Source organism: Mucilaginibacter auburnensis, from assembly GCF_002797815.1.
Classification (GTDB): domain Bacteria; phylum Bacteroidota; class Bacteroidia; order Sphingobacteriales; family Sphingobacteriaceae; genus Mucilaginibacter; species Mucilaginibacter auburnensis.
The window spans coordinates 2032906-2058588 of the sequence record NZ_PGFJ01000001.1 but is presented as its reverse complement, the minus strand read 5'-3'; the positions used below and the strand labels follow the sequence as shown (position 1 = coordinate 2058588).

General features: G+C 41.6%; 26 protein-coding genes. 15 read left to right on the top strand and 11 right to left on the bottom strand.

Translation table 11 applies throughout. From position 1 onward, the window contains the following. Nucleotides 1–2 precede the first annotated feature (2 nt). Nucleotides 3–2444, top strand: coding sequence for a glycoside hydrolase family 2 TIM barrel-domain containing protein (locus CLV57_RS09230; RefSeq protein WP_100341013.1), 2442 nt, complete (start codon nucleotides 3–5; stop codon nucleotides 2442–2444). Nucleotides 2445–2507: 63 nt separating this feature from the next. Continuing rightward, nucleotides 2508–2915, top strand: a complete 408-nt coding sequence (locus tag CLV57_RS09225) for a Dabb family protein (RefSeq protein WP_100341012.1) — start codon at nucleotides 2508–2510, stop codon at nucleotides 2913–2915. Nucleotides 2916–2953: 38 nt separating this feature from the next. Here CLV57_RS09225 and CLV57_RS09220 read toward each other — a convergent pair whose 3' ends face one another. The 4 genes from CLV57_RS09220 to CLV57_RS09205 form a co-directional block, all read right to left on the bottom strand. After that, nucleotides 2954–3634: a pseudouridine synthase gene (locus CLV57_RS09220; protein WP_100341011.1), complete on the bottom strand. Its 681-nt coding sequence runs from the start codon at nucleotides 3632–3634 to the stop codon at nucleotides 2954–2956. Beyond that, a complete protein-coding gene (locus CLV57_RS09215) occupies nucleotides 3634–4116 on the bottom strand; it encodes a pyrophosphohydrolase domain-containing protein (RefSeq protein ID WP_100341010.1) in 483 nt (160 codons plus the stop codon). The genes CLV57_RS09220 and CLV57_RS09215 overlap by 1 nt, the downstream gene beginning before the upstream one ends. 83 nt (nucleotides 4117–4199) lie before the next feature. Further along, entirely contained in the window at nucleotides 4200–5393 is a 1194-nt protein-coding gene (gene chrA / locus CLV57_RS09210; RefSeq protein ID WP_100341009.1) for a chromate efflux transporter, read from the bottom strand. A 9-nt stretch (nucleotides 5394–5402) separates the two neighbouring features. Further along, entirely contained in the window at nucleotides 5403–5738 is a 336-nt protein-coding gene (locus CLV57_RS09205) for a tetratricopeptide repeat protein (protein WP_100341008.1), read from the bottom strand. Between the two features lie 47 nt (nucleotides 5739–5785). Here CLV57_RS09205 and CLV57_RS09200 point away from each other — a divergent pair, with 47 nt between their 5' ends. The 4 genes from CLV57_RS09200 to CLV57_RS09185 all read left to right on the top strand — a co-directional run bounded on the left by CLV57_RS09200 (nucleotide 5786) and on the right by CLV57_RS09185 (nucleotide 9562). Continuing rightward, the gene (locus CLV57_RS09200) at nucleotides 5786–6523 is read left to right on the top strand and encodes an electron transfer flavoprotein subunit beta/FixA family protein (RefSeq protein WP_100341007.1); all 738 of its coding nucleotides are present in this window, start codon (nucleotides 5786–5788) and stop codon (nucleotides 6521–6523) included. Between the two features lie 20 nt (nucleotides 6524–6543). Further along, nucleotides 6544–7521, top strand: a complete 978-nt coding sequence (locus CLV57_RS09195) for an electron transfer flavoprotein subunit alpha/FixB family protein (protein WP_100341006.1) — start codon at nucleotides 6544–6546, stop codon at nucleotides 7519–7521. Nucleotides 7522–7548: 27 nt separating this feature from the next. Continuing rightward, on the top strand, nucleotides 7549–8148 hold the full coding sequence (locus CLV57_RS09190; RefSeq protein WP_100341356.1) for a bifunctional nuclease family protein: 600 nt from the start codon (nucleotides 7549–7551) through the stop codon (nucleotides 8146–8148). A gap of 154 nt (nucleotides 8149–8302) precedes the next feature. Beyond that, nucleotides 8303–9562 carry a nucleoside permease gene (locus CLV57_RS09185; RefSeq protein ID WP_100341005.1) on the top strand — a complete coding sequence of 420 codons (1260 nt, stop codon included), beginning with the start codon at nucleotides 8303–8305 and terminating at the stop codon, nucleotides 9560–9562. Between the two features lie 17 nt (nucleotides 9563–9579). On the opposite strand, the gene CLV57_RS09180 is transcribed toward CLV57_RS09185, so the two are convergent. The 3 genes from CLV57_RS09180 to CLV57_RS09170 all read right to left on the bottom strand — a co-directional run bounded on the left by CLV57_RS09180 (nucleotide 9580) and on the right by CLV57_RS09170 (nucleotide 12607). Further along, nucleotides 9580–10149 (bottom strand): porin family protein, encoded by a 570-nt coding sequence (locus CLV57_RS09180; protein ID WP_100341004.1) that lies wholly within the window; start codon nucleotides 10147–10149, stop codon nucleotides 9580–9582. Between the two features lie 66 nt (nucleotides 10150–10215). Further along, on the bottom strand, nucleotides 10216–11253 hold the full coding sequence (locus tag CLV57_RS09175) for a LacI family DNA-binding transcriptional regulator (RefSeq protein WP_100341003.1): 1038 nt from the start codon (nucleotides 11251–11253) through the stop codon (nucleotides 10216–10218). 43 nt (nucleotides 11254–11296) lie between these two features. Beyond that, complete coding sequence (locus CLV57_RS09170) at nucleotides 11297–12607, bottom strand: MFS transporter (protein ID WP_100341002.1); 1311 nt, start codon at nucleotides 12605–12607, stop codon at nucleotides 11297–11299. A 276-nt stretch (nucleotides 12608–12883) separates the two neighbouring features. Here CLV57_RS09170 and CLV57_RS09165 point away from each other — a divergent pair, with 276 nt between their 5' ends. The 8 genes from CLV57_RS09165 to CLV57_RS09130 all read left to right on the top strand — a co-directional run bounded on the left by CLV57_RS09165 (nucleotide 12884) and on the right by CLV57_RS09130 (nucleotide 22194). Next, nucleotides 12884–13510: a YhcH/YjgK/YiaL family protein gene (locus tag CLV57_RS09165; protein WP_157799113.1), complete on the top strand. Its 627-nt coding sequence runs from the start codon at nucleotides 12884–12886 to the stop codon at nucleotides 13508–13510. A 134-nt stretch (nucleotides 13511–13644) separates the two neighbouring features. Continuing rightward, nucleotides 13645–14352, top strand: a complete 708-nt coding sequence (locus CLV57_RS09160) for a 3'-5' exonuclease (protein ID WP_100341000.1) — start codon at nucleotides 13645–13647, stop codon at nucleotides 14350–14352. A 1-nt stretch (nucleotide 14353) separates the two neighbouring features. Continuing rightward, entirely contained in the window at nucleotides 14354–16048 is a 1695-nt protein-coding gene (locus CLV57_RS09155; RefSeq protein WP_100340999.1) for an ABC transporter ATP-binding protein, read from the top strand. Between the two features lie 129 nt (nucleotides 16049–16177). Then, nucleotides 16178–18316: a ribonuclease R gene (gene rnr / locus CLV57_RS09150; protein WP_100340998.1), complete on the top strand. Its 2139-nt coding sequence runs from the start codon at nucleotides 16178–16180 to the stop codon at nucleotides 18314–18316. Between the two features lie 20 nt (nucleotides 18317–18336). After that, nucleotides 18337–19311 (top strand): polyprenyl synthetase family protein, encoded by a 975-nt coding sequence (locus tag CLV57_RS09145; protein ID WP_100340997.1) that lies wholly within the window; start codon nucleotides 18337–18339, stop codon nucleotides 19309–19311. A gap of 12 nt (nucleotides 19312–19323) precedes the next feature. Further along, nucleotides 19324–19749, top strand: a complete 426-nt coding sequence (locus tag CLV57_RS09140; RefSeq protein WP_100340996.1) for an energy transducer TonB — start codon at nucleotides 19324–19326, stop codon at nucleotides 19747–19749. Between the two features lie 55 nt (nucleotides 19750–19804). Continuing rightward, nucleotides 19805–20239, top strand: a complete 435-nt coding sequence (locus tag CLV57_RS09135) for an energy transducer TonB (RefSeq protein ID WP_100340995.1) — start codon at nucleotides 19805–19807, stop codon at nucleotides 20237–20239. Between the two features lie 95 nt (nucleotides 20240–20334). Further along, nucleotides 20335–22194, top strand: a complete 1860-nt coding sequence (locus CLV57_RS09130) for a M1 family metallopeptidase (RefSeq protein WP_100340994.1) — start codon at nucleotides 20335–20337, stop codon at nucleotides 22192–22194. 72 nt (nucleotides 22195–22266) lie between these two features. On the opposite strand, the gene rpmA is transcribed toward CLV57_RS09130, so the two are convergent. From rpmA to CLV57_RS09110, 4 genes are all read right to left on the bottom strand, one after another. Beyond that, entirely contained in the window at nucleotides 22267–22641 is a 375-nt protein-coding gene (rpmA, locus tag CLV57_RS09125) for a 50S ribosomal protein L27 (RefSeq protein WP_100340993.1), read from the bottom strand. Nucleotides 22642–22691: 50 nt separating this feature from the next. Beyond that, nucleotides 22692–23000: a 50S ribosomal protein L21 gene (gene rplU, locus CLV57_RS09120; RefSeq protein WP_100340992.1), complete on the bottom strand. Its 309-nt coding sequence runs from the start codon at nucleotides 22998–23000 to the stop codon at nucleotides 22692–22694. Nucleotides 23001–23073: 73 nt separating this feature from the next. After that, nucleotides 23074–23493: a hypothetical protein gene (locus tag CLV57_RS09115; protein WP_245856913.1), complete on the bottom strand. Its 420-nt coding sequence runs from the start codon at nucleotides 23491–23493 to the stop codon at nucleotides 23074–23076. 210 nt (nucleotides 23494–23703) lie between these two features. After that, complete coding sequence (locus tag CLV57_RS09110) at nucleotides 23704–25089, bottom strand: dicarboxylate/amino acid:cation symporter (protein ID WP_100340990.1); 1386 nt, start codon at nucleotides 25087–25089, stop codon at nucleotides 23704–23706. 54 nt (nucleotides 25090–25143) lie between these two features. Here CLV57_RS09110 and CLV57_RS09105 point away from each other — a divergent pair, with 54 nt between their 5' ends. Beyond that, nucleotides 25144–25671, top strand: coding sequence for a hypothetical protein (locus CLV57_RS09105; RefSeq protein WP_100340989.1), 528 nt, complete (start codon nucleotides 25144–25146; stop codon nucleotides 25669–25671). Nucleotides 25672–25683: the final 12 nt, after the last annotated feature.

The following is a 25683-nucleotide window of genomic DNA, read 5'->3' as shown; positions in this document are numbered from 1 at the left end:
TAATGAGATCCATTAAAACCGCATTGCTTATTGCCTGCATCCAGTTAAGTTTGAGTGTTAATGCACAATCCGTTCGCAGGGAAAGCCCTTTTGACGATAACTGGAAATTTAAAAAAGAGGCGACCGACGGTGCAGCGATGGCTGGCTTTGATGATAAAGCATGGCGAACTGTAGACCTGCCGCACGACTGGAGCATTGAGCCTTTGGGAAATCAGTCTCCTGGAAACATCATAGGCCCTTTTTCTAAAGATAGTCCGGGTGCAACAGCAACAGGCTATACAATGGGCGGTACGGCATGGTACCGCAAAACGTTTACTTTCAGTCCGGCTGAAAAATACAGCCAAACCATCATCAATTTTGATGGAGTATACATGAACTCCGAAGTATGGGTGAATGGCAAATTGTTAGCTAAACAACCTTACGGCTACACGCCTTTTGATGTCGATATAAGCGCAGCGCTTAATCCCGCAGGAAAACCTAATGTGATAGCTGTAAAAGTTGCTAACGAGGGTAAAAATTCCAGGTGGTATAGTGGCTCGGGCATCTACAGGCATGTTACGCTGATAAGAAAGCAAACGGTACATTTGCCTCAAAACGGCGTTAATATTACTACAGAGAATTTAAATGCGGCTAAGGCTACTATCAAAGTAGCCGCTTCTGTTGAAAATTCTGGTAAACCCTCAGGGCCGGTACTGCTATCTATAAAAATAATTGACCCAACCGGCAAAGTTGTTCAAACAGTTAAATCGTCTGCAAAGCCTTTAACCGCAACTTTCGCTCAATTTGAGCAAAACATAACTGTTAATGCGCCTAAAACGTGGTCGGTAGAAAAGCCTGATCTATATTCTGCCGAAATTGAAGTATTAGCCAACGGAAAGGTTACCGATAAAAGTAAAACTGTTTTTGGCATACGCACTATTCATTTTGATGCCGTTACAGGATTCACTTTAAACGGTAAAAGAGTTTTATTGAAAGGCGGATGTTTACACCATGACAACGGCTTTTTAGGTGCGGCTACCATTGACCGTGCCGAGGAACGCCGGGTTGAACTGATGAAGAAAAACGGATTTAACGCCATACGTACCAGCCATAACCCACCATCAAAACAGTTTTTAGATGCCTGCGATAAATATGGTATAGTGGTTATTGACGAAGCTTTTGATATGTGGGAAAGGCCCAAAAACCCGGAAGACTACCACCTTTATTTTAAAGAATGGTGGAAAAAGGATTTGAAAGCCTTGATACATCGCGACCGTAACCATCCGTCGGTTGTTTTCTGGAGTATCGGTAACGAAATAAATGAGCGGGTAGATTCATTAGGTTTAGCCATTGAAAAAGAGCTGGTTGCTGAAGTTAAAAGATTGGACAATACCCGCCCGGTAACGGAAGCCATTTGCAGTTTTTGGGATCACCCGGGCTATAAATGGGAAAGTACTATATCTGCATTTGCCATGTTGGATGTAGGCGGCTACAATTATATGTACAAAGAATATGAGGCCGACCATGTTAAACATCCTGAACGTATAATGATGGGTACCGAATCATACCCAAAAGAAGCCTTTGAGAATTGGCAGCTGGTTAAAAAACATCCTTATGTTATTGGCGATTTTGTGTGGACGGCTATGGATTACTTTGGCGAGACCGGATTAGGTAACAGCCGTTTGAATGATGAAACGGTTAAAGGCATTTTGAGGCCCTTCCCGTGGTTCAACGGCTTTTGCGGAGATATTGATATTACAGGCGCAAAGAAACCTCAAATGCTCTATCGCGATGTGCTTTGGGAGAACAGTAATTTGGAAATGTTGGTACACGCGCCGTTTCCCGAAGGGAAAAGAGAAATTGTAAGCCAATGGGGATGGCCAAACGAATGGTCAAGCTGGAACTGGGCCGGGAACGAAGACAAGATTATGGATGTAAGAGTGTTTAGCAACTACCCTCTGGTAAGGCTTGAACTCAATGGCAAGGTAATAGGCGAGCAAAAATTAAGCGAAGACACCAAACTAACAGCCACTTTTAAAGTACCTTATCAACCCGGAACGCTAAAAGCCATCGGTATAAAAGATGGCAAAGAACTTGAAATTAAACAGCTCACAACTACCGGCAAGCCGGCAAAGATAAAACTGATTGCCGACCGTGCAGCCATCAATGCCAACCGTAATGATCTATCGTACGTACGGATCGAGATAACTGATGCCAACGGAAATACTGTACCAAACGCTGAAGTTCCTGTAAGAATATCGGTGTCTGGCGATGGCGAAATTGCCGGTTCCGGCAGCGCTTCGCCTAATGATATGGAAAGTGTAAACAACCCAGTTTGCAAAACGTACAAGGGAGCTGCATTAGCTATATTACGACCGTTAAAGAATGGTAAAAAAGGCGCTATTCAGCTAAAAGTTGAGGCAGAAGGTTTGAGCGCTGCACAGATGAGCATTAACTTAAAGTAGTATATAACCAAGTTTATTTATGAGCAAAGAAACCTTATTTTAGCAGCACATAGCATTCAACCCATGAAAACAACTAACCGTAGAAAATTTTTAACAACTACCGCTGCCTTAGCAGCGGGCACAGCAGCATCAGCCATGTCAACTCATACAACAGCAGAAAAATACCCGGTAGTTCACCACGCTCTTTTCTGGTTAAAGAACCCGGGTTCAAAAGCCGATCTGGATAAATTAGTAAAAGGAGTAAAAAGTCTTGGCAAAATTGATTTGGTACGTCAGATACACGTAGGTGTTGTAGCCAGTACCGAAAAACGCGATGTAGTGGATAACAGCTGGTCAGTGTCAGAGATAATGTTTTTTAATAGTCTGGCAGATCAGGCAGCTTACCAGGCGCATCCTATACATTTAAAGTTTGTGGAAGAGTGCAGCGGGCTGTGGGAAAAGGTAGTGGTTTATGACGCTATTGAGGCATAAAAGTGTTTCACAAATGTTATTTGTTGTTTGTGTAACACTCATTCCCATCCCATTAACTGCATCACCACTATAAATTCGGGTTGCAGACTGGCATTTATTTCAATGGGTTGATTGGTGATGGGATGTTGGAAATTGAGTTGCGAGGCATGTAGTAACATGGTGTTCATTTCCCATTTTTCTTTAAACAACTTATTCTGTTTATTACAGCCATGGGTTCTATCGCCTATAATAGGATGAAAAATGTGCGCGAAATGCTTACGCAACTGGTGCATCCTGCCGGTAGTAGGTTCGGCCTCAACCAACGAATACCTCGAGGTTTCATGTTTACCCAACGGAACAGGTAGCTCAGCTAGCTGCAAAGTTCGGTAGGCCGTAAAAGCCTCCTGAAGGGTGCCGTTCTCCTTGCGTAAGGAATAGTCTACTTCGCCGCTATCAGGTGTATGTCCCCGCACAATGGCCAGGTACTTTTTATGCACCTGGTTGTTCATAAATTGCTGCTGCATGGCCTTATCGGTATCTTTATCCAAAGCAAATAGCAAAGCACCACCTGTTTTTCTATCAAGACGATGAACAGGGTAAACCCTGGCCCCTATCTGATCGCGCAGCAACTGCAAGGCGAATTCTGAAGTATCCGCCGCTATAGATGAGCGGTGCACCAAAAGGTCATGCGGTTTATTGATGGCTATCAGCTGCTCATCACTATAAATAATTTCGAGCATTATAGTCCTAATACACCACGCAGGTCTGCCGGCGAATAATTAACGGATTTAAGCGTTTTGTTATCTGGCGCGCGGTAAACCAGGAAAAGGTCCTCCACCTGCTGATGGTACGCATCTGTATTGCTACTCTGCTTATAATGGGCAACAGTTTGGTCAGCTTCCTCAGCGCTTTTACAAGCCTTGCTCATGTTAGAGCGGTGCACCTCATCAAACAGCTCCCTAAACTTACCCGCCAGCCCGAATTCCAATACTGCACCAGCCAGTACATATTGCAGATCGCAAAGCGCATCAGCAACTTCCACAATGTCATTGTTTTCAACAGCTTCCTGTAGCTCATTCAGCTCTTCCTGTAAAAGTTCAATGCGCAATTTGCAACGCTCTATAGCCGGTATTGTTGGCTCCGGCAGTACAGGGTGTTTAAAAGTAGTATGAAACTCAGCTACCTGGTTCAGGGCATTAAGATCTGTTATTGAAATTTCCATTTGGCTTACTAAAAGTGTGTACTAAATTACAGCAAAGGGTTGAGGCGGCATGGGTTTGTTGGTAAGTTTTGGTTTTAAACATGCTACAGCACCAAACCAAGTACAACGCCTATCAATATTACTATAGGAGTTTTTATTTTGGTAAAATACATTAGCAGAAAGGTGGCAACCATCAAACCATAGGCCATCCAATTACCATTAAACGGCTTTAATAGCAATATTAAGGCTGTTGCCATAAAACCTACCGCAACCGCGTTGATGCCGCTCATAGAGTTTTTAATGCGGGTTATCTTCTTAAGGTCATCCCAAAACGGAACAATAAAGGTGATCAAAATAAATCCGGGAAGGTTAATACCTATAACTGCTATCACACTACCCAGCACTTGACCCGGCACGCCATATTTTGACATGGCTATACCCCCTAAAAAGGAAGTAAATGAGAACGTGGGTCCCGGCAGGGCCTGCTGCAAAGCATATCCGGATAAAAATTCTGAACTGCTTAGATAATGCTTCAACTCGACAAATTCGGTATACATTAAGGGCACCAATACCTGCCCACCGCCAAATATCAAAATGCCGTTACGGTAAAAGTTCTCAAATAACCTGATAGGTAAACTAAAAGGCGATGTACGGTTAATGATAGCACCCAGCGCAGCGAAAGCCAGCAGTATACCTATAAAATAAGTTACTTTTCTCGGATTTACGTTAGAGAAGAGTTTTACCCTTAATTCGTTCTCCTGCGGCTGCGTTTCTAAGGCGGATGAGATAATTCCTCCCAGCAAAATGAGCAAAGGAAACGCGTAGGGCGATTGCAGAATGAGCGTGGCAACCATTGAACCAACGGCAAGTAATTTGCCTGTTTGCGTAGTTAAAAATCGTTTAGCAAAAGTAAAAGTTGCGTAAGCAACAATACCAATTGCCATAGGCTGGATATAGCGTAATACTGATGCCACTTTTGCATTGCCCACAAACATGCTATAGCTGATTGCCGCGATGCACATTATTGTGGCAGATGGCAAAATCCATATTAGAAAGGTAAGGATAGCCATGCGCATGCCGCCAACCTTCCAGGCAATGCCTATTAAAGTTTGGGTGGAAGATGGCCCCGGCAATAGCTGTGTTAACGCCGTTAACTCAACCAACTCCTCTTCGGTAATATACCTGCGTTTTTGAACAAACTCCCGCAATAAAATAGCGATGTGCGCCTGAGGCCCCCCAAAAGCACTCAGCGTATAAAATATTACATCGCGAAGAAAAAGCAGGTTGTGTTTGTTCATATTGTGATACTACCAGTCTTCATCCCCTTCTCCTATTGCTTCCCGGTATACTGCCTGCAATTCAGAAAAAGCGTGATTATCGCGTTTTTCCCTTGTAATTTTCATGCCTGTTTCGTAGGTGCGTATGGCATCATCTTTACGGTTTAAAGCCTCATATAATTTACCCAGGTGATAATAAGTGCCTGTATATAAAGGATGATTGCTAATGAGGTCTTCATAGTAAAACAAAGCCTTTTCTGTATCGTTTAAACGCAGATACTCGGTGGCAAGCGCGTATTTTAAAAATTCGTCGTTGGGTTCATCTTTAATAAATGCCAATAGCTTGTCTAATCTGCTTGTGTCCATTTTTTAAACTCTGCCTTTTTTGTCTAAATTTGTAAAAACCTATTGATATGAGAATCCTGGTTTGTGTAAGTAACGTTCCCGATACCACTACAAAAATAACTTTTACCAATAACAACACGCAATTTAATACAAGCGGCGTGCAGTTTATATTGAATCCGTATGACGAGATAGCCCTTGCCCGCGCTGTTGAACTGGCCGAAAGCACCGGAGGCAGCGTAACGGTTATCAATGTTGGTGAAGCTGCTACCGAGCCAACCATACGTAAAGCTTTGGCAGTTGGTGCTACTGATGCTGTGCGTGTTAATGCGTCACCGCCTGACGCCTGGTTTGTAGCTGTGCAAATTGCAGAATACATTAAAAAGAATCCATTTGACCTTATATTAACCGGCCGAGAATCTATTGATTACAATGGATCGAAGGTTGCAGGTATGTTGGGTGAACTGTTGGATATACCATCAGTATCTATCATCAAAAAAATAGATGTTAATGGCAATGAAGCCATGGTTGAGCGTGAGATTGAGGGCGGAAAAGAAATTCTGACCATTCCGCTACCGTTGGTGGCTGGTTGTGCAGAGGGGGTTACTGAGCCTAAAATTCCCAATATGCGCGGTATCATGTCGGCACGTACCAAACCGTTGGTAGTTGTTGAGCCTGTTGCCTTAGAAATAAATTCTACCATTATAGGTTATGAAACACCGGCCCCTCGCGGACAGGTGAAACTGGTAAATTCCGACAATCCGGAGCAATTAATTGAACTGCTGCACACCGAGGCCCGTGTTATATAAATCTTCCAAAAAAATCTGATATGTCTGTTTTAGTATATGCGGAGAATGCGGGTGGCAACTTCAAAAAATCAACTTTTGAGGTAATAAGCTATGCCCGTGCCATTGCCGATCAAAATAACGCCACGTTAACAGCACTTTCTATTGGTGAAGTTGATGGAAATGAACTTAAAATATTGGCACTATATGGTGCTGATAAGATTATTACAGTACCTAACGAGAAGTTAAAAAACTTTGTAAACCAAGCTTATGCATCGGTAATTGCACAGGTTGCTGAAAGCGAGGCGGCAACTGTTGTTGTGCTGTCTAATTCTTTCTCGGGCCGGGGTTTGGCTCCACGCATTGGTGTTAAATTAAATGCTGGCGTTATTGATGGTGCCGTTGCATTACCTGACCAGGCCGATGGCAAATTTGTGGTTAAAAAAACAGTTTTTTCAGGAAAAGCTTTCGCCATGGTTGAATTAACATCAGCCAAAAAAGTAATTTCGCTTACGCCGAATTCATACCAAATTACTGAAGCAGCTAAGCCTGAAGTTATTGAAGAATTTAACGCGACTTTAAATGAATCTGATTTTAGAGCGGTGTTAAAAGAAATTGTACAAGCCACCGATAAAGTGTCGCTTCCTGAGGCAGAGATCATTGTATCAGGAGGCCGGGGATTGAAAGGGCCTGAGAACTGGCGCATGCTGGAAGAATTGGCAGATGCGCTTGGCGCTGCCCTCGCCTGCTCAAAACCTGTATCAGATGCCGGTTGGCGACCCCACAGCGAACATGTTGGACAAACTGGTATAGCTGTGAGCCCAAATTTGTATATTGCGGTGGGAATTTCGGGAGCTATACAACACCTTGCGGGCGTTAGTTCATCAAAAACAATTGTAGTAATCAATAAGGACCCTGATGCACCTTTTTTCAAAGTTGCAGACTATGGCATTGTAGGAGATGCCTTTGAAGTGGTACCAAAATTGATAGCAGCTATTAAAAACAATAAAGCAACAGCGTAACAGGAACAGGTTGTGATGGGTAATAACATGAAAAAAATAGAGCTCGATATTGTGGGCTTGTCATATAGTCAGACACAATCGGGCGCGTACGCGCTTGTTTTAGGCGAGATCAATGGTCGCAGACGACTGCCTATTATTATTGGCAGCTTTGAAGCGCAAGCTATTGCCATTGAGATTGAAAAAATGACGCCAAGTCGTCCGCTTACGCACGACCTTTTTAAAAGTTTTGCCGAAGCTTATCACATAGCCATTCAGGAAATTATTATTTATAACCTCGTTGACGGCATCTTTTATTCTAAATTGATCTGTAATGATGGTAAAAAGACGCTGGAAATAGACGCGCGCACATCAGACGCGATAGCCTTGGCAGTTAGGTTTGATTGCCCAATTTATACGTATGAGTTTATTCTTTCAAGCGCGGGCATTGTAATTGAAGGCAATGAATTTGTTTATCTGGAAAACATATCTGAAACGCCCGAAGAAGTTAAACCCGTAAGTGCAGGAGGTGGCTATGCTACTTTAAGTACTGAAGAGTTAAAAACCAAACTACAGGAAGCGCTGGCAGAAGAATCATACGAGAAAGCGGCCAAGATCAGGGATGAACTGAATAAAAGGAAAGCGTCTTAACAGAGATTAGTGATTGGTGATAGCGATCAGTATTGTCTATTACGGAAACTCAACTAATCTTTAATCTTTCTTAACCAATCTTTCATATTCCAGCTTATTTCCCTAATTTCCCCTCTTAATTAACTGTATTTATTATCTATAGCGGGTCACCCATATGAATATTAAGTTTCGCTTGATTCTGTTAAACTTCATGCAATTTTTTATATGGGGGGCTTGGTTGCTAACCGTTGGTGCATATTGGTTCCAAAATAAGGGATGGTCTGGGGCACAATTCGGCGCTATCTTCTCTACTATGGGCATTGCCGCCATTTTCATGCCTACCATAACCGGCATAATTGCAGACAGGTATATAAACGCAGAAAAGCTATATGGCGTTATGCATTTATGCGGCGCGGTGGTATTATTTTGTCTGCCAATGGTGACTGATCCTAAAATTTTCTTTTGGGTTATCTTGCTAAATATGGTATTCTATATGCCTACTCTGTCGCTCTCTATAACAGTATGCTACTCCGCGTTAAAAAACCTCAATATGGATGTAATAAAGGTATTCCCTCCTATCCGCACGTGGGGTACCGTAGGTTTTATTGCGGCATTATGGACGGTGAGCTTAACACACAACGAAACCAGCGCCAATCAGTTTTACATAGCTTCAGCGGTGTCCTTGATATTAGGATTATATTCATTTACGTTGCCTAAGTGCGCACCTCTGTTTAAAAAGGCAACAGGTGTATTAGCTTCAGGCGACTTAGGTTTGAATGCCTTTAAATTGTTTAAGGATCCGCGGTTTGCTGTTTTCTTTGTCTTTTCGCTTTTATTAGGTGCTGCACTACAGCTAACCAATGCGTATGGCGATACATTTATTCATGATTTTGATGCCAACCCGGCATATAAGGACACAATAGCCGTAAAGTATCCGGCCATCATCATGTCTATTTCTCAGATATCAGAAACGCTTTTCATCCTCGCCATACCTTTCTTCCTGCGAAGATTTGGTATTAAGTACGTTATGTTGTTCAGTATGCTGGCCTGGGTACTTCGTTTTGGTTTATTTGCTTTTGGTGACCCTGCGGACGGTCTTTGGATGATCATTCTATCATGCATAGTTTACGGCATGGCGTTTGACTTCTTCAATATATCAGGTTCGCTATTCGTTGAAACGCAAACTACTCCCGAAATTAGAGGAAGCGCGCAAGGCCTGTTTATGATGATGGTAAATGGCTTCGGCGCGCTATCAGGCAGTTTGATAAGCGGAATTATTATTGATAATTTTTTTACCCTTGCAAATGGCAGTAAAGATTGGCATAACATATGGCTTGCTTTTGCGGGCTACGCTTTAGTAATAGCCATAATTTTCCCATTTGTGTTTAAATACAAACACAATGCAGCCTTAAAACATGCAATAGCACATGCTTAAATAAGTGCTAATTTGAGTTAAAAAATTCTATAACCTAAACTGAGGTTAAATAGGTTGATTTTGGTGGAGCCTGCGTCGTAACTTTGGCTGCTTAACCCTTTTTCGTAACGTAGATCAACAGATATTTTTTGAATATCAAGTCCGGCGCCTAATGTCCAGGCGAAGTTCTGGTCTTTGTAATTCAATTTGCTTGCGTTGGACGCAGCTGCACTAAAATTTTGATCCTTATTAATAGCAAACGAAAAAAGCGGTCCGGTGTAAAATCGTGCTCCAAAACCTAAAGCCCCAACTTTGCCTCCAAATAATACAGGTACATCTAAACTTGTAAATTTTGCTGCGCTGCCATCAACAACAACATTTTTACTGGTTACATAAGCCTCCGGTTGTACATTGAAGCCCAATGCGCCTATGCGAGCCCACACCCCTCCTAAATATCCTGCACGGTTGTCACTGGAAAAGGTTCCGGTTTTGGAGAGGCTGGTTAAGTTCACACCACCCTTAACACCAAACTGAAATTTAGGCAGTATTTGTGCCGATGCTGATAAGCCCATTACACAGCATATAACTGCCGCTAATATTTTTCTCATAATGAAGATATTGTTTAACAATAAATAGGTAAAAGCCTATTTTGTTTCGACTTGATGATGCAATTACTATTTCTTACCCGGACAAGAATCGCGAACGCATAATTCTGTTGGTAATACTATTGTTTCAAATTTGGTAAGTGGGTGTTCGTCTTTAATTAAATGGATAAGCATACGGGTGGCCTCTTTACCCATTTCAAAACCCGGTTGCGTAATACTGGTAAGTGGTGGATTCAAAATATCGGCTAAAATAGTATTACTAAAACCCAACAAAGCTACATCCTGAGGTACTCGTTTTTTCATTTCGTGCAGTAGCGATAAGGTAACCGTGGTTACTTTATCAAAAGCAGAGAATATAACATCAGGTGGCTCAGGTAAAGCAAAAAGCTCGTTTAAAGCTTCACGTAATTTCTCTCTATCACGTCCGGTACCGGCGCAATGTTTAATAAGGCTTTGATCTACGGTAAGGCCCTTATCTGTTAACGCTTTTTCATACCCGGCCAATCGCTCACGCATAACAGATGTCTCGTCTGCCGATGTGATATGTGCAATTCGTTTGTACCCTAAATTTACCAGATAAGCCGTCGAATCGTATGCACCTTTAAAATTCTCAACGGTAACCTTATGGGTATCCATATCATCAGTAACGCGGTCGAAAAAAATAATTGGCAAACCGTGTTGCTGTAGCTTTTTAAGGTGATCTATATTCTGGGTTTCGGTAGATATAGCCACTAACATACCATCTACAGAGCGGTGAGCCAAGTGATTTACGTTCTTTACTTCCAAATCGTACGACTCATGCGTTTGCGAAATGATGATGTTATACCCTTCATCATACGCTACAGACTCAATACCATTAATGATCTGCGAGAAGAATGGATTATCTACAGAAGATACCACTACGCCGATAGAATTACTGTGACCCTGTTTTAAGCTCTGCGCAATTAAATTAGGGCGGTAATTATTTTTCTTAGCGTAATCATTAACCAATTGCTTGGTTTTCTCGCTGATCTCGTAGCTATCGCTAAGCGCTTTTGAAACGGTAGACGCCGAAAGATTTAACGCTTTCGCGATATCATTCATCGTTAGAGCCTTGTAACTACTCATAAATCTGTATCGTTAATGGAGTACAAATATATAATATCTGCAATTAATCTAACTCCACCTGTTTCATTCTCGGCACCAGGACATGCATTATGCACCAGGCTAACAGGTATGCAATACCACAAACAAAGAACATAATGTAATAAGCGGTTTCAATCTGATCAATGGCCCTGTAATGCATAAACATCTTCTTTTGAACCAACCATGATAGCAAAACGCTACCAATTGAACCGAACATACCTCCTATACCTGTAACAGAACCAATAGCTTTTTTAGGAAACATGTCAGATACAGTAGTGAAAATATTTGCGCTCCATGCCTGGTGAGCCGATGTCGCTAAACCAATTATCAGCACCGCTAACCACATGTTAATATTACCCAATACCTGTGCGAATACAATTGGTATTACCGCAATGGCGTATATTAACATGGAAGTTTTACGCGCTTTAAATACCGGCCAGTTTTTATCAATCAATTTTTTAGGCAAGTAACCGCCAAACACGCTACCAAAAGTTGATATGGTATAAACCAGTGCTACCGGTAACGCTATATCGGTTCCTTTTAAGCCATATTGACTCTCTAAAAAATCAGGCAACCAAAAAAGATAGAACCACCATATAGGATCTGTTAAAAACTTACCTACAGAAAAAGCCCAGGTCTGCTTAAATTTTAACAAGCTGAACCATGATACTTTGGTACTTTCGGTTAGTTGATCGGCCCTGTCTTTTTCATCGGCATCACTGTTAATGTAATCTAACTCTGCTTTGCTAACTCTTTTTTGACGGGCGGGTATTTCATATATAGCCAGCCACAGTATCAGCCATATAAAACCAACCGAACCTGTGATGATAAAGGCCCACTTCCATCCCCAGGCTACTGCTATAAATGGCACAGTTAATGGCGCTACTATAGCGCCTATATTGGCACCTGAGTTGAATATACCGGTTGCAAAAGCCCGTTCTTTTTTGGGGAACCACTCCGCAGTAGTTTTTATGGCGGCGGGAAAGTTGCCCGATTCGCTCAAGCCTAATGCGGCACGCACTACACCAAAACCTAATGTGCTGTTAGCAAACGCATGACAAACAGCTGATACGCTCCATAATGCTGTAGCCCCAAAATAACCCATTTTAGTGCCTAACTTATCAATGAGCCTGCCCGATATGAGTAAGCCAACTGCGTATGATATTTTAAAGGCTATTTCAATGTTGGTATAGTCTCCATCGTCCCAGCTAAACTCTTTCGTCAGATCTGTTTTTAACAAACTGATCACTGCCCTGTCAAGGTAGTTAACGGTGGTAGCAAAAAATAGCAGTGCGCAAATGGTCCAGCGGAAATTGCCTGTTTTTGTTTGGTTCATTTTTGGTTTAATAGCTTAACTGACAATAATGTTTATTGCCTTAATATAGGTATTGAAAAATATAATGATTGGCAATTTTACAATTACTTGTCATAATTAACAGCAAATAGCAGTTTAATTTTTACGAAATCGAAATAGGCGAAACGCTTTAAACTAAGCCTTTATAGCGTAAATTTTACTGCGGGCATTCCCGCGTTTAAACTAATACTCGTATAATTGGTCTGTTAATCCAATTATACGCCGCTAAGGCCGATCATACAACATTAAATGCAAAAAATGAGAAAGACATTCATTTACAAATTAGCTTGCTTTGCAATTTTAGCTATCACTGCAAACACTGTTTTCGCGCAAAAAAAATGGACCGAAAAAACAGCTAAAGCCTGGGCCGAGAAAGGCGAATGGCGCAATGGTTTTAAACCAAAGCTCTCTGAAAGTGTGGATTACCTACAGTTTGCCGTTCAATATCATGCCAATAAACCTTTGTGGGATAGCGTATTTACCTACTTAGCTACTACCGACCTGCAAAACTTACCTGTTGGAACAAAACCAATCAGCGGAACTAACGCTTACGGTATAACTACAGATGGCCCTTTAAAAACATTTGATGTGAGCAGATGGGAAGTTCACGAAAAATACATTGACCTGCAAATGGTGATCAGAGGTAAAGAAAAAATGGGTAAGATGGCTCCTCCTTCAGATGCTAAATGGGCGACACCATTCAATGCTAACAGCGATATTGGTTTTTACGAAAGCTCACTTCCCGGCGAATATTTTGTTGGTGACCCGGAAACACTTTTAATATTCTTCCCTAAAACATCCCACCGCCCGGCTATTAAAACAGACGACGGACCGGATCGTGATAAAAAAATAGTGGTAAAAGTTAAAGCTGTTCCGCAGCAATAATTATCCATCTTACATAAAATAAAAAGAGGTATCACTTAACTGATGCCTCTTTTTATTTTACAACTATACAACATCACGCCGTATGTAAGCTTTGGTACATTTACTATATTGCCGTTAAATAATTTCTGTAAAAAATGCTTGAGCAATACGATCTGAATAATTTAATGGTGCTTGATATTGAGACCGTTCCGCAATACAGTACGTATGACCAGGTACCAGATCATTTAAAACTGCTTTGGGATAAAAAAACAGTTTATAACCGCAAAGAAGAAACCGCCGAAGACTTTTACCGTAACGCAGGTATCTGGGCCGAGTTTGGTAAGATCATTTGTATATCTGTAGGTATTTTCACCGGTGGCAGCGACATGGGTATGCGTATTAAATCTTTTGCAGGGCATGATGAGCGCGAGGTGTTGATCAATTTTTCTAAAATGCTGAAAGGACAGCCTAACACTTTGGTGCTTTGCGCGCATAACGGCAAAGAATTTGATTTTCCGTATCTGTGCCGCCGTATGCTTATAAATGGATTAACGCTGCCCGCACAGTTGGAGATTGCAGGCAAAAAACCATGGGAGATCAACCATTTAGATACCATGGAACTGTGGAAGTTTGGCGACTACAAAAGCTTCACATCATTAAACTTACTTACCGCCATATTTAACATACCAACCCCCAAAGACGATATTGATGGCAGCGTGGTTGGCGATGTTTACTGGAAAGACAACCAGTTAGAACGTATTTGCACGTATTGCCAAAAAGATGTGATTGCTACCGCGCAACTGCTAAGGCGCTACCGGGGCGAAGAATTAATATCCGATGATAACATTACCATAGTGGGCTAATATGTTAAAAGTTGAGAATTTAGCAGTTGATTTTAACATGCAAAACGGTGTGGTAAGGGCTGTTAATAGCATCAGCTTTGCGCTTAATAAAGGTGAAACCTTAGGTATAGTTGGCGAATCTGGGTCGGGTAAATCGGTTACCTCATTAGCATTGATGCGGTTGTTAAACACAAATGCGAATATATCTGGCAGCGCCCAACTGGAAAACTCAAATTTGTTTGAACTGAGTGAGAAGGAAATGCGCAGTATCCGTGGCAATAAAATAGCCATGATCTTCCAGGAGCCCATGACCTCACTTAATCCTGTGCTTACGTGCGGTTTTCAGGTTATTGAAGCGATACAATTGCATACCGGTTTAAATAAAACCAATGCAAAAGCTAAAGCAATTGAACTCTTCAACGAAGTACAGCTCCCCCGCCCTGAGGCTATATTTGACAGCTATCCGCATCAGTTATCGGGCGGGCAAAAACAGCGGGTAATGATTGCGATGGCGTTGGCCTGCGACCCGGAACTACTAATTGCCGACGAACCAACAACTGCTTTAGACGTTACCGTTCAAAAAACCATTATTGAGTTACTTCGCAAAGTAAAAAATGAGCGTGGCATGAGCCTCATTTTAATCTCGCATGATCTGGGTGTGGTAAGCGAAATTGCCGATAACGTTTTGGTGATGTACAGAGGAGATATTGTAGAGCAGGGTAGTGTTGCTGAACTTTTTAACAACCCGCAGCATCCTTACACCAAAGGCTTGCTGGCTTGCCGGCCATCTGTCAACATTCACCTAAAAAAACTGCCCGTAATCGCCGATTTTATGACCTATAAGTCGGCCACTGTTGAAACCATGAGACAATTGAACGGCTACCAACCGGGAGAGATAACAGCGCGGCGCGAAAAATTGTATAATAGCAAACCCATTTTAAAAGTTGAGAACCTAAGTACCTGGTTTAGCCAAAACGGAAGTTTATTTATTAGCAATAAAAATTTTGTAAAAGCGGTAAACAATGTGAGCTTTGAGGTTTATCACGGTGAGACTTTAGGATTAGTAGGAGAATCGGGTTGCGGTAAAACCACCCTTGGACGAAGTATACTTCGTTTAATTGAACCAACTGCAGGTAGCATAAATTTTCAGGGCAACGATATCAGGAAATTAAGCGGCGATGCTTTAAGAACCATGCGTCGTGACATGCAGATCATATTTCAAGACCCCTACTCGTCGTTGAATCCGCAGCTGACTATCGGTCAAGCTGTTCTGGAACCTTTACAAGTACACCGGCTTTACAATAACGATACGCAACGCACACAAAAAGTAAAGCAGTTATTAGATCTCGTTAACCTGTCGCCCGATCATTTCAATCGCTACCCGCATGAGTTTTCGGGCGGGCAAAGGCAGCGCATTGTAATTGCCCGAGCGCTGGCTCTGGAACCGAAGTTTATTATCTGCGACGAGTCGGTATCAGCGCTTGACGTATCTGTACAGGCACAGGTCTTAAATCTGATACGTCAGCTACAGGAAGAATTGGGCTTATCCTATATTTTTATTTCTCATGACCTGGCGGTGATCAGGCATATATCCGACAGGATGATGGTGATGAACAAAGGCGAAATTGTGGAAGCCGGTTATCCTGAAGATATTTATAATGCGCCTAAAGAAGCGTATACACGGAAGTTAATATCGGCTATACCAAGTGTGTATTAAAAGCGGTTTAACTTCATATTCACTATATTTGGAAAAATGGTTGTTGTAAAAGCAAATAACACGAACGCTAAAGCGTTATAAACAATGAAGCATTGCTATTAAGCACCAATCTAAAATTCTATCTATTCTATGTCTAAAAAGAAAAATAATAATTCCTCTATAAATAAGGTTCTCACCCAAATGGTGCTCGATGTTTTCGAGCAGAACGGAAATACACCGCTTAACTATAAACAGGTGTCGGCCAAACTAAATATACGTGACCCCGAATCGCGCGATGTGATACGGGATATAATGGACGAAGAAACCTTTAAGCAGGTTTTGAAAGAAGTATCTCCCGGTAAATTTCAATTACTTGAATTAAAAACCTTTGTTGAAGGCAAAGTTGATCTTACCAATGATGGTTCAGCCTTTATAGTTACGGACGACGAAGCAGAAAGCGACATTTTTGTTGCTCCACGCAAATTGCGTAATGCCCTGCACGGCGACCGGGTTAAGGTTTACGTATACGCAAAAACCAAGGGCCGCCGGAAAGAGGGAGAAGTGATTGAGATATTACAACGTGCTAAAACTGAGTTTACGGGCGTTGTAAAAATGTCTGACAGGTACGCTTTTTTAATACCTGACGACCGCAAGATGATGCACGACATCTTTATCCCTATGACGGAGCTCAACTCGGCCACCAATGGTATCAAAGCGGTTGCAGAAATTACCGACTGGCCGGCTGGAGCACGTAACCCGGTTGGGCGCATAAAACATGTTTTGGGCCAACAGGGGCAGAACGATACTGAAATGAATGCCATACTTGCAGAGTATGGTTTCCCGCTTTCCTTCCCTCTCGAGGTGGAACACGAAGCTGAAGCTATTCCGGCTGATATCAGTCTTGAAGAGATAGCTAAACGTCGCGATTTCAGAGATACGATTACCTTCACCATTGATCCTTTCGACGCGAAAGATTTTGATGATGCGCTATCCTTCAAAAAACTGGAAAATGGAAATTACGAAGTAGGCGTTCATATTGCCGATGTGGCGCATTACATTATTCCTGATTCGCCTTTGGATAAAGAGGCTTTTGAGCGAGGAACATCTGTATATCTGGTTGACAGGGTTATACCTATGTTACCAGAACGTTTGTCGAATGGTTTGTGCTCACTTCGCCCCAATGAAGACAAGCTTTGCTTTGCTGCCGTTTTTGAACTGGATGATAACGCCAACATTGTAAATGAATGGTTTGGCAAAACAGTTATCCACTCTAACCGCCGCTTTACTTATGAAGAAGTGCAGGAAGTAATTGAAACCAAAGAGGGTGATTTTAAAGAAGATATTTTAAAGCTGAACGAACTGGCTTACATTCTGCGCGACCGCAAATTCAAAAACGGCGCTATCAGCTTTGAAACTACCGAGGTTAAATTCAAACTCGACGAAAAAGGCAAGCCCGTTGGCGTTTATGTAAAGGAGCGCAAAGACGCGCATAAACTTATTGAAGACTTTATGCTGTTGGCCAATCGCAAGGTTGCCGAATTTATATCCAAAAAAGGTAAAGGCAAACATAAATACACCTTTGTTTATCGCGCACACGATTCGCCAAAGCCCGACGCGCTGGCCAGCTTCGCGCAGTTTGCTTCAAGGTTTGGTTATAAGATCAATACTAAATCTGATAAAGAAGTAGCACGCTCACTAAATCATCTTATGGAAGATGTAGAAGGCAAAAAGGAGCAGAACGTACTTACACATTTGGCTATACGCTCAATGGCGAAGGCCATTTATACCACCAAAACCAGTAGTCATTATGGTTTGGCGTTTGATTATTATACACACTTTACCTCTCCTATTCGCCGCTATCCGGATGTGATGGTGCACCGTTTGTTGTTTCATTATTTAAATGGCGGGCAGTCTGTTAATGCCGAACATTACGAGAAGTTAAGTCAGCATAGCTCTCAAATGGAAAAACGCGCTGCTGATGCTGAACGCGCTTCGGTTAAATACAAACAGGCGGAGTATCTGGAAGACCACATAGGTACAATATATGATGGGGTTATATCAGGCGTTACAGAATGGGGAATGTATGTAGAGATCATCGAAAATAAATGCGAGGGAATGATCCGTTTGCGTGATATCTCTGATGATTTTTATACTTTAGACGAGAAAAACTTTGCCATCATTGGTCAGCGTAAAAAGAAGATTTACCGACTTGGCGATGAAGTACAGATCAAAGTTAAACAAGTTGATCTTACCAAAAAGCAAATAGATTTTTCGCTGGTTCAGGGTTAACAAAGCCTGACAATACATACATGAGAGATATAAACGAATTACAGGTAATTATACAGAAAGCGGTTGAAAAAATTCAGTTCCCGGCGCATCCATCAAAACTTTACGAACCCATAGCGTACATACTGGATATGGGCGGCAAACGTATGCGCCCTGCCCTGCTTTTAATGGCCTGCGACCTGTTTGACGGCGACATTGAAAAAGCCATTCCTCCTGCCCTGGCTATTGAAGTATTTCACAACTTTACGCTGATGCATGATGATATCATGGACAATGCCCCGCTCAGACGCGGACGCGCCACTGTTCATGAACGCTGGAATTCAAATACAGCTATACTTTCAGGCGACGTTATGTTGATTGAGGGATATAAACTCATTATGCAAGTAGAGGATCATCTGCTACGCACCATACTGAACATTTTTAACGATACTGCGGTGGGCGTGTGTGAGGGGCAGCAGTTGGATATGGAGTTTGAAGACCGCGCTGATGTAAGCATACCTGAGTATATTGAAATGATACGCCTTAAAACAGCGGTAGTACTGGGTGGCGCTTTAAAAATTGGCGCGTTGGTGGGTGGAGCTGATATGAGAGATGCTGACCTGTTGCTCGAGTTTGGCGAAAACCTGGGCTTAGCCTTTCAGTTGCAGGATGATATATTGGACGTTTACGGAGATCCGAAGAAGTTTGGCAAACAAGTAGGTGGCGATATCTTGTCTAACAAAAAAACCTACTTACTCATTAAAGCGCTTGAACTGACTGAAGGTGCAGCCAAAGATGATCTGAACAACTGGCTTTCTGCAGCAAAGTTTGATTCCGCTAATAAAGTAGCAGCGGTTACAGAAATTTACAATACTGTTGACGTTAGGCACCATGCAGAAAGTGCTATGCAGTTTTATGCTGAAAAAGCATTTGCCGCGTTAGATAGTTTAGGTATCGCTAAAGATAAAAAAGACTACCTGAGAAACTTTGCTGACAGCTTGATGGTGAGGGAAAATTAGTAACTTGGTTCTATGAAGAGAACCTTACTAACCTTATTTATTGCACTTTGCGCATTTACAGTAAAAGCTCAAAGCGATACTATTGCAAATAAAATATACCTCGCTACCGACAAAGCACCGGAGTTTCCGGGAGGGTTAAAAGAGTTTGCTACATTTCTTGCTAAAAATATACGGTACCCTGTTAAGTCCAGAACGCGGGGTAAACAAGGCCGTGTATTGGTTACGTTTGTTATAGAAAAAGATGGACAGATCACTAATAGTAAGGTAATTCGTCCTACGGTAGACGACCTTGATGCAGAAGCCTTGAGGGTTGTTAATCTTTCTCCTAAGTGGAACCCGGGTATTGTTAATGGAGAGCCCGTGCGTACACAATTTACCTACCCTATTAATTTTGTACTTCCAATGAGTAAAGCTTTAACTTTTTTTGGTTCAAATTAATAAGTGCTTATATTTATTAACCAGTTAAGTTAAAGCACAAATTACATTTACGGTTATGAAAAAGGTATTTCTCACTTTACTTGCTGTTGTGTTTGTATTAAGTTTACAAGCGCAACATCCTGCCGTTAACACAGGCGTTAATGTAATGGTAAACGATGCCGATGCCATGCCCGAATACGAAGGCGGCATGGAGAAATTCTACAAGCGCTTAAAACGCATTCCTTATACCTATTGGGACAGGCTGAACCTTCGCAAAGGCAAAGTATATCTGCTAATGGCTATTGAAAGCGATGGGCGTTTAAGCGATCTTAAAGTCGTGCGTGGCCTGTCAGTAATTCAGGATAAAGAGATCCTTCGCGTAGCTAAAAAATTGGACCGCTGGAAACCTGCCACTAAAAATGGTATTCCTGTTCGGGTGGTTTGCTCAGTCCCCATCAACTTTGAGTTACTGGACAAAGTTGACCCCGATTCCAACTTTAATGTACTTTAAACAGTCACATCCTTTCCGCACAATAATTTATCGGTGCTTTGCTTAAAGCCGTTATTTTTATTAACTTTTCCAACATTAACTGAATTATTATACGTATGAAGAAATACTTATTTCTGCCTGCACTTGCATGCAGTTTTTTCATGGGCGCTAAAGCCCAGAAATTAACCATCCCGGAACGTATCGCCCCCAGCTACACCAACGGTACCCGTACAACCGACGGCAAGCCCGGCAAAAACTGGTGGCAAAACCGTGCGCGGTATGAAATCAATGTAAACGTAGCACCACCAAATAAACTGGTAAGCGGGACAGAGCACATTGTTTATTTTAATAACAGTCCGCATAGGCTTGATAGTTTGAACATGAAACTAATCGTAAATGTTCACCGTGCAGGGCGAAGAAACGCCGCGCCTAATATAGCACAAGGCGTTACTGTTGACCAACTAAAAATAAATGGCACTCCAGCTGTATGGGATAATGCCGCAGCCACTACTACCAATTATATGTTGCCTTTGCCTAAAGCATTGATGCCGAAAGACTCCGTGGCAATGGACATAACCTGGCATTTTGAAATAGCCGACGGAAAAGATCGCGACGGTGCCATTGACCCAACCACTTATTTCCTGGCTTATTTTTATCCGCGCGTTGCCGTGTTTGATGATTATCAAGGCTGGGACAAGCAGCCGCATACCGGCTCGTTAGAGTTTTATAATGACTTTAATGACTATACGCTAAATGTTACCGCGCCAAAAAACTTTGTTGTATGGGCAACAGGCACGCACACCAATCCGGATCAAGTGCTGCAGCCTGAATATGCAAAACGATTTAAAGCGTCTTTAATCAGCGATTCTACTATCCGCATTGTAACACCTGAAGATCTCGCTTCAAAAAACATTACGGCTCAGAATGCTACTAATACCTGGACATTCACATCAAAAAACATAAGTGACGTTACCGCAGCTATCAGCGACCATTATAATTGGGATGCTGGCAGTGTTGAATTGGACAGCAAAACCCACCGCCGTGTAAGTGCCCAGGCAGCGTATGATAATTCAGCACAAAGTTTTGCCCGTTCTGTACAATTCAGCCGTTATTCTTTGAAATGGTTCTCTGACAATTGGCCAGGCATACCGTATCCGTTTGAAAAGAGCGTAGCAGTACACGGCTATGCGGATATGGAATATCCTATGATGATGAATGACAGCAAACAAACTGACGCAACATTTGCACAATTGGTACAAGATCATGAACAAGCGCATACATATATGCCGTTCTATATGGGTATCAATGAAAGCCGCTATGCTTTTATGGATGAAGGCTGGGCCACCACATTTGAATACCTGATAGGTATAAGCGAAAAGGGGCAGAAAGCGGCAGATGAGTTTTATAAGGCCTTTCGCGTTAACGGATGGACCCGCGGCAAACATGACCAAGAAAACCCGATCATCACCCCTTCCCCCGAAGTTACGTTTTCACCAGGAAGCAATGCGTACGGCAAGCCATCATTAAGTTATTTAGCGTTGAAAGATTACTTAGGTGATGCCTTGTTTAAAAAAGCTTTGCACTATTACATGAACAATTGGAATGGGAAACACCCTATTCCGTGGGATTACTTTAACGCAATGAAAGCCGGCTCGGGTAAAAATCTTGATTGGTTCTTTTATAATTGGTTCTACACACCTTCATACATCGACTTAACTTTACTTTCAGTTACTAAAACCGGAAGTGACGCAAAAATCGAAATAAACAATAAAGGCGGTTTTGCCATTCCATTTGACGTAAATGTAACTTATACTGATGGCTCAACCGAAACGTTCCATCAAACCCCTGCTGTTTGGGAAAAAGACCAAAAAAACATCAGCCTTAAGTTAAAAGCAAGTAAAGAGCTTAAAGAAGTTAAACTTGACGGCGGCATATTTGTAGACGCCAACGCTATTGATAATACATGGAAGAATTAATAAAAGCTGTGGCAATAAAAAAGCCCTTATCATTTTGATAAGGGCTTTTTTATTTATGTTTTGAACCTGAAATTACTCAGCAGCAGCTTCTGTTTCTTCAGCAGCTTCAGCTTTTTTCACAGGTGCTTTTTTAGCTTTTGGAGCTTCTTCAGCAACTACAGCCGGAGCAGCATCTTCTGCTACAGGAGCAGTAGCAAAAGGCAAAACAGAAACGTATGAACGGTTATCTGCTTTCTTTTTGAAAACCACCTGACCATCAGCCAATGCAAATAAAGTGTGGTCTTTACCTAAACCTACGTTAAGGCCTGGGTTGTGTTGTGTACCACGCTGACGAACGATGATGTTACCGGCAATTGCTGGCTGACCACCAAATATTTTGATACCTAAACGTTTGCTGTGCGACTCACGACCGTTTCGTGAACTACCGGCTCCTTTTTTATGTGCCATTTCTAATTATCTTTATGATCTGTTAAAAACAGACCGGTGTTTAACTTAAATTATAATGATATACCAGTGATCTCGATCTTGGTAAATTGCTGACGGTGACCGTTTTTCTTTTTGTAACCTTTTCTTCTTTTCTTTTTGAAGATAATTACTTTATCACCTTTTAAATGAGACACGATCTTAGCCGATACTTTAGCGCCTTGCAAATCAGAACCTAATTTGAATTTACCTTCGTTTTCTGCTAACAACACATTGTCAAATTCAATACTAGCGCCCTCGTCACCTTGTAATCTGTGTACAAAGATCTGCTGGTCTTTAGCAACTTTAAATTGCTGTCCGGCTATACTTACTATTGCGTACATGGTTTGTTATTTGTTTTGTTTTAAATTTCGAGGTGCAAATATAGAAATAAGTATTTCAATAAACAATACTCAATTACTTTTTCTGCCTGCCTTCTGCCTGGCCCATAACCAGGTCAATCTCCTTTATCATTTGCTTGTTAGCGTCTATTAATTTCGGGTCGCCAACGTAGTTCTGGTCAAATACTACACGTTTGCTTTTACGCTTGTAAGTAAACTCAATTATATAGCGTAATGGTTGCAGGCCGGCTTTAACGCTATCGCCAGTTTCATCCTTAGGGAAATCCCAAAAACCTTGCATTGCGGCCTTGCGGTGTAAATAAAGCAGATCATCATTACTTAAGTGTAATTTGGTTCTTACTACAGAATCCTTACTGTCCACATATTGATAATTGCCTGTTTTTGAATCGTAAGTGTTTTGCAGGCTGCCTCTCGGTCCAAATTGGAATGAAAATGACTCAAACTCTGTAAACTTATATGGAGCGTTTTTTATCATGATGCTGTAGTAGTAAACACAGTATATTAAGAACGGCAGCGTGATACAAATAGCGAGAAATATTTTTTTCCCTTTAGATAATTGATACATCTATTTTAAATGAGTGAATGAGCGAATTAGTGAATGAGCGAATTAGTGAATGAGCAATTTATCGAACTCTTTCACTTTAGCGCGCAAAGATACAATTAAAACATATTTGACAATTGAAGATTAAACAGCTTCGCTACCATCCAGTTCTCCCTCCCATTTACTTACAACGGCAGTAGCCATAGCGTTGCCCAACACATTCGTTGCTGAGCGGCCCATGTCTAATAGCGGATCTATACCAATAAGCAAGGCCAAACCTGCTTCGGGAATATTGAACATCGCAATAGTGCCTGCAATAACTACAAGTGATGCACGCGGTACACCCGCAATGCCCTTACTCGTTAGCATCAGCACCAACAACATAGATATTTGCTGCGCGAAAGAAAGATGGATATTATAAGCCTGCGCCAGAAAAATAGATGCAAAGGTCATATACATCATAGAGCCATCAAGGTTGAAGGAATAGCCTAAGGGCAACACAAAACTTGCTATTTTATTGCTGCAACCAAAGCGCTCTAACTCCATTAACAATTTTGGATAAGCAGCCTCGCTTGTTGAAGTACTGAAAGCTATGAGCATAGCGTCTTTTATTTTACCAATAAGGTTAAATACACGAGACTTTAATACAATAAAACCCGCAAATGCTATTACTATCCATAACACCAATAACGAGAAGTAAAATTCTCCTATAAAAATAGCGTAGGTTGATATAATGCCCAAGCCCTGCTTGGCCACAATAGCTGTGATAGCGCCAAAAACTGCAAAAGGTGCAAACCCCATTATAGAAGTTGTTATTTTCATGATTACGTGGGCGATAGCATCCATAGCTTTGATAACAATCTCCCCTTTCTCCCCTATTGAAGCAGTAGCCACACCGAAAAACAAAGAGAATACAACAATTTGCAATATTTCGTTGGTAACCATCGACTCAAAAAAGCTTTTAGGAAAAACGTGAGTTATGAAATCTTTCAGGGAGATAGCTGCTTTTTGGATGCCTGTGCTAACGTGCGAATCGGGCAGCATAATATTCATCTTTGCACCCGGTTGAAAGAAGTTAACTAATAACATACCCAACAACAGTGACACTAATGTAGCGCTGATAAACCAAAGCAAAGTTTTCCCACCAATACGGCCAACTGCCTTTATATCACCAACTTTGGCAACGCCCACCACAAGCGTGGTAAACACTAACGGGGCAACTATCATTTTTATCAGTCGTAAAAATATATCGCTTAAAATGGTAAAATATTCTACCTTGCTTTCACGCTGACTGTTGCTTTCTGTTCTGATTTTGACCTGCTCGGCACGTTGTACTTTTAGTTGAGCATATTGCGCAGTGGTAGTATCTGTTGACGAGGCTATGCGGCTATCAATTGTTTTAATAACATTTTCGGCCGAGCTGATGTTATTATTATAATCGCTTAAAACGGAAGTGTTATAAACATAACCTACAATAATACCGGCAACCAGCGCTATAAAAATGTACAGCGTGAGTTTGTTTTTTTTCATATTTGGACAATATCAGTTAATGAGCATTTGCCTAAAATAAACATTAATTACTACATGAGTACCACCACTTACGGGTTACAGGATATCAAAAAAGAAATTCAACACCTATCTGCCTTGCAGTTAACCGACCTGTGCTTACGTCTGGCAAGGCACAAAAAGGAGAACAAGGAGTTAATAGCCTATTTACTTTTTGAAGCCGATAACCAGGCTGCCTTTATTGAAAAAGTTAAAGCCGAAGTTGGATTTATGTTTAGCCAAATGCCGGTGCAAAGTTACAATGCTGCCAAGTATATGCGAAAGATTTTAAGATTAATAGGCAAATACGTAAAATTTATAGCTGAAAAAGAGGCAGAAATTGAACTGCTGCTTAATTTTTGCAATAACTATTTACAGTATGCTGATCGTAAAAGCAGCTATAAACCGCTACGCCTGATACTAACCCGGCAGATTGAAAAAATAAAAACAACTATTGCTAAACTGCACGAAGACGTACAGGCTGATTTTATAAGTGAATACGACCAATTATTAGATAACGCCGAAAAAAAACACTCCTGGTTCAGCAAGAAACTTTACGTGTTGTAACATACTGCCTAT

Excerpts from the sequence above, each read along its gene's own strand:
- CLV57_RS09230 (WP_100341013.1), top strand. The coding sequence starts at position 3 with ATGAGATCCATTAAAACCGCATTGCTTATTGCCTGCATCCAGTTAAGT.
- CLV57_RS09225 (WP_100341012.1), top strand. The coding sequence starts at position 2,508 with ATGAAAACAACTAACCGTAGAAAATTTTTAACAACTACCGCTGCCTTA.
- CLV57_RS09220 (WP_100341011.1), bottom strand. The coding sequence starts at position 3,634 with ATGCTCGAAATTATTTATAGTGATGAGCAGCTGATAGCCATCAATAAA.
- CLV57_RS09215 (WP_100341010.1), bottom strand. The coding sequence starts at position 4,116 with ATGGAAATTTCAATAACAGATCTTAATGCCCTGAACCAGGTAGCTGAG.
- chrA (WP_100341009.1), bottom strand. The coding sequence starts at position 5,393 with ATGAACAAACACAACCTGCTTTTTCTTCGCGATGTAATATTTTATACG.
- CLV57_RS09205 (WP_100341008.1), bottom strand. The coding sequence starts at position 5,738 with ATGGACACAAGCAGATTAGACAAGCTATTGGCATTTATTAAAGATGAA.
- CLV57_RS09200 (WP_100341007.1), top strand. The coding sequence starts at position 5,786 with ATGAGAATCCTGGTTTGTGTAAGTAACGTTCCCGATACCACTACAAAA.
- CLV57_RS09195 (WP_100341006.1), top strand. The coding sequence starts at position 6,544 with ATGTCTGTTTTAGTATATGCGGAGAATGCGGGTGGCAACTTCAAAAAA.
- CLV57_RS09190 (WP_100341356.1), top strand. The coding sequence starts at position 7,549 with ATGAAAAAAATAGAGCTCGATATTGTGGGCTTGTCATATAGTCAGACA.
- CLV57_RS09185 (WP_100341005.1), top strand. The coding sequence starts at position 8,303 with ATGAATATTAAGTTTCGCTTGATTCTGTTAAACTTCATGCAATTTTTT.
- CLV57_RS09180 (WP_100341004.1), bottom strand. The coding sequence starts at position 10,149 with ATGAGAAAAATATTAGCGGCAGTTATATGCTGTGTAATGGGCTTATCA.
- CLV57_RS09175 (WP_100341003.1), bottom strand. The coding sequence starts at position 11,253 with ATGAGTAGTTACAAGGCTCTAACGATGAATGATATCGCGAAAGCGTTA.
- CLV57_RS09170 (WP_100341002.1), bottom strand. The coding sequence starts at position 12,607 with ATGAACCAAACAAAAACAGGCAATTTCCGCTGGACCATTTGCGCACTG.
- CLV57_RS09165 (WP_157799113.1), top strand. The coding sequence starts at position 12,884 with ATGAGAAAGACATTCATTTACAAATTAGCTTGCTTTGCAATTTTAGCT.
- CLV57_RS09160 (WP_100341000.1), top strand. The coding sequence starts at position 13,645 with ATGCTTGAGCAATACGATCTGAATAATTTAATGGTGCTTGATATTGAG.
- CLV57_RS09155 (WP_100340999.1), top strand. The coding sequence starts at position 14,354 with ATGTTAAAAGTTGAGAATTTAGCAGTTGATTTTAACATGCAAAACGGT.
- rnr (WP_100340998.1), top strand. The coding sequence starts at position 16,178 with ATGTCTAAAAAGAAAAATAATAATTCCTCTATAAATAAGGTTCTCACC.
- CLV57_RS09145 (WP_100340997.1), top strand. The coding sequence starts at position 18,337 with ATGAGAGATATAAACGAATTACAGGTAATTATACAGAAAGCGGTTGAA.
- CLV57_RS09140 (WP_100340996.1), top strand. The coding sequence starts at position 19,324 with ATGAAGAGAACCTTACTAACCTTATTTATTGCACTTTGCGCATTTACA.
- CLV57_RS09135 (WP_100340995.1), top strand. The coding sequence starts at position 19,805 with ATGAAAAAGGTATTTCTCACTTTACTTGCTGTTGTGTTTGTATTAAGT.
- CLV57_RS09130 (WP_100340994.1), top strand. The coding sequence starts at position 20,335 with ATGAAGAAATACTTATTTCTGCCTGCACTTGCATGCAGTTTTTTCATG.
- rpmA (WP_100340993.1), bottom strand. The coding sequence starts at position 22,641 with ATGGCACATAAAAAAGGAGCCGGTAGTTCACGAAACGGTCGTGAGTCG.
- rplU (WP_100340992.1), bottom strand. The coding sequence starts at position 23,000 with ATGTACGCAATAGTAAGTATAGCCGGACAGCAATTTAAAGTTGCTAAA.
- CLV57_RS09115 (WP_245856913.1), bottom strand. The coding sequence starts at position 23,493 with ATGATAAAAAACGCTCCATATAAGTTTACAGAGTTTGAGTCATTTTCA.
- CLV57_RS09110 (WP_100340990.1), bottom strand. The coding sequence starts at position 25,089 with ATGAAAAAAAACAAACTCACGCTGTACATTTTTATAGCGCTGGTTGCC.
- CLV57_RS09105 (WP_100340989.1), top strand. The coding sequence starts at position 25,144 with ATGAGTACCACCACTTACGGGTTACAGGATATCAAAAAAGAAATTCAA.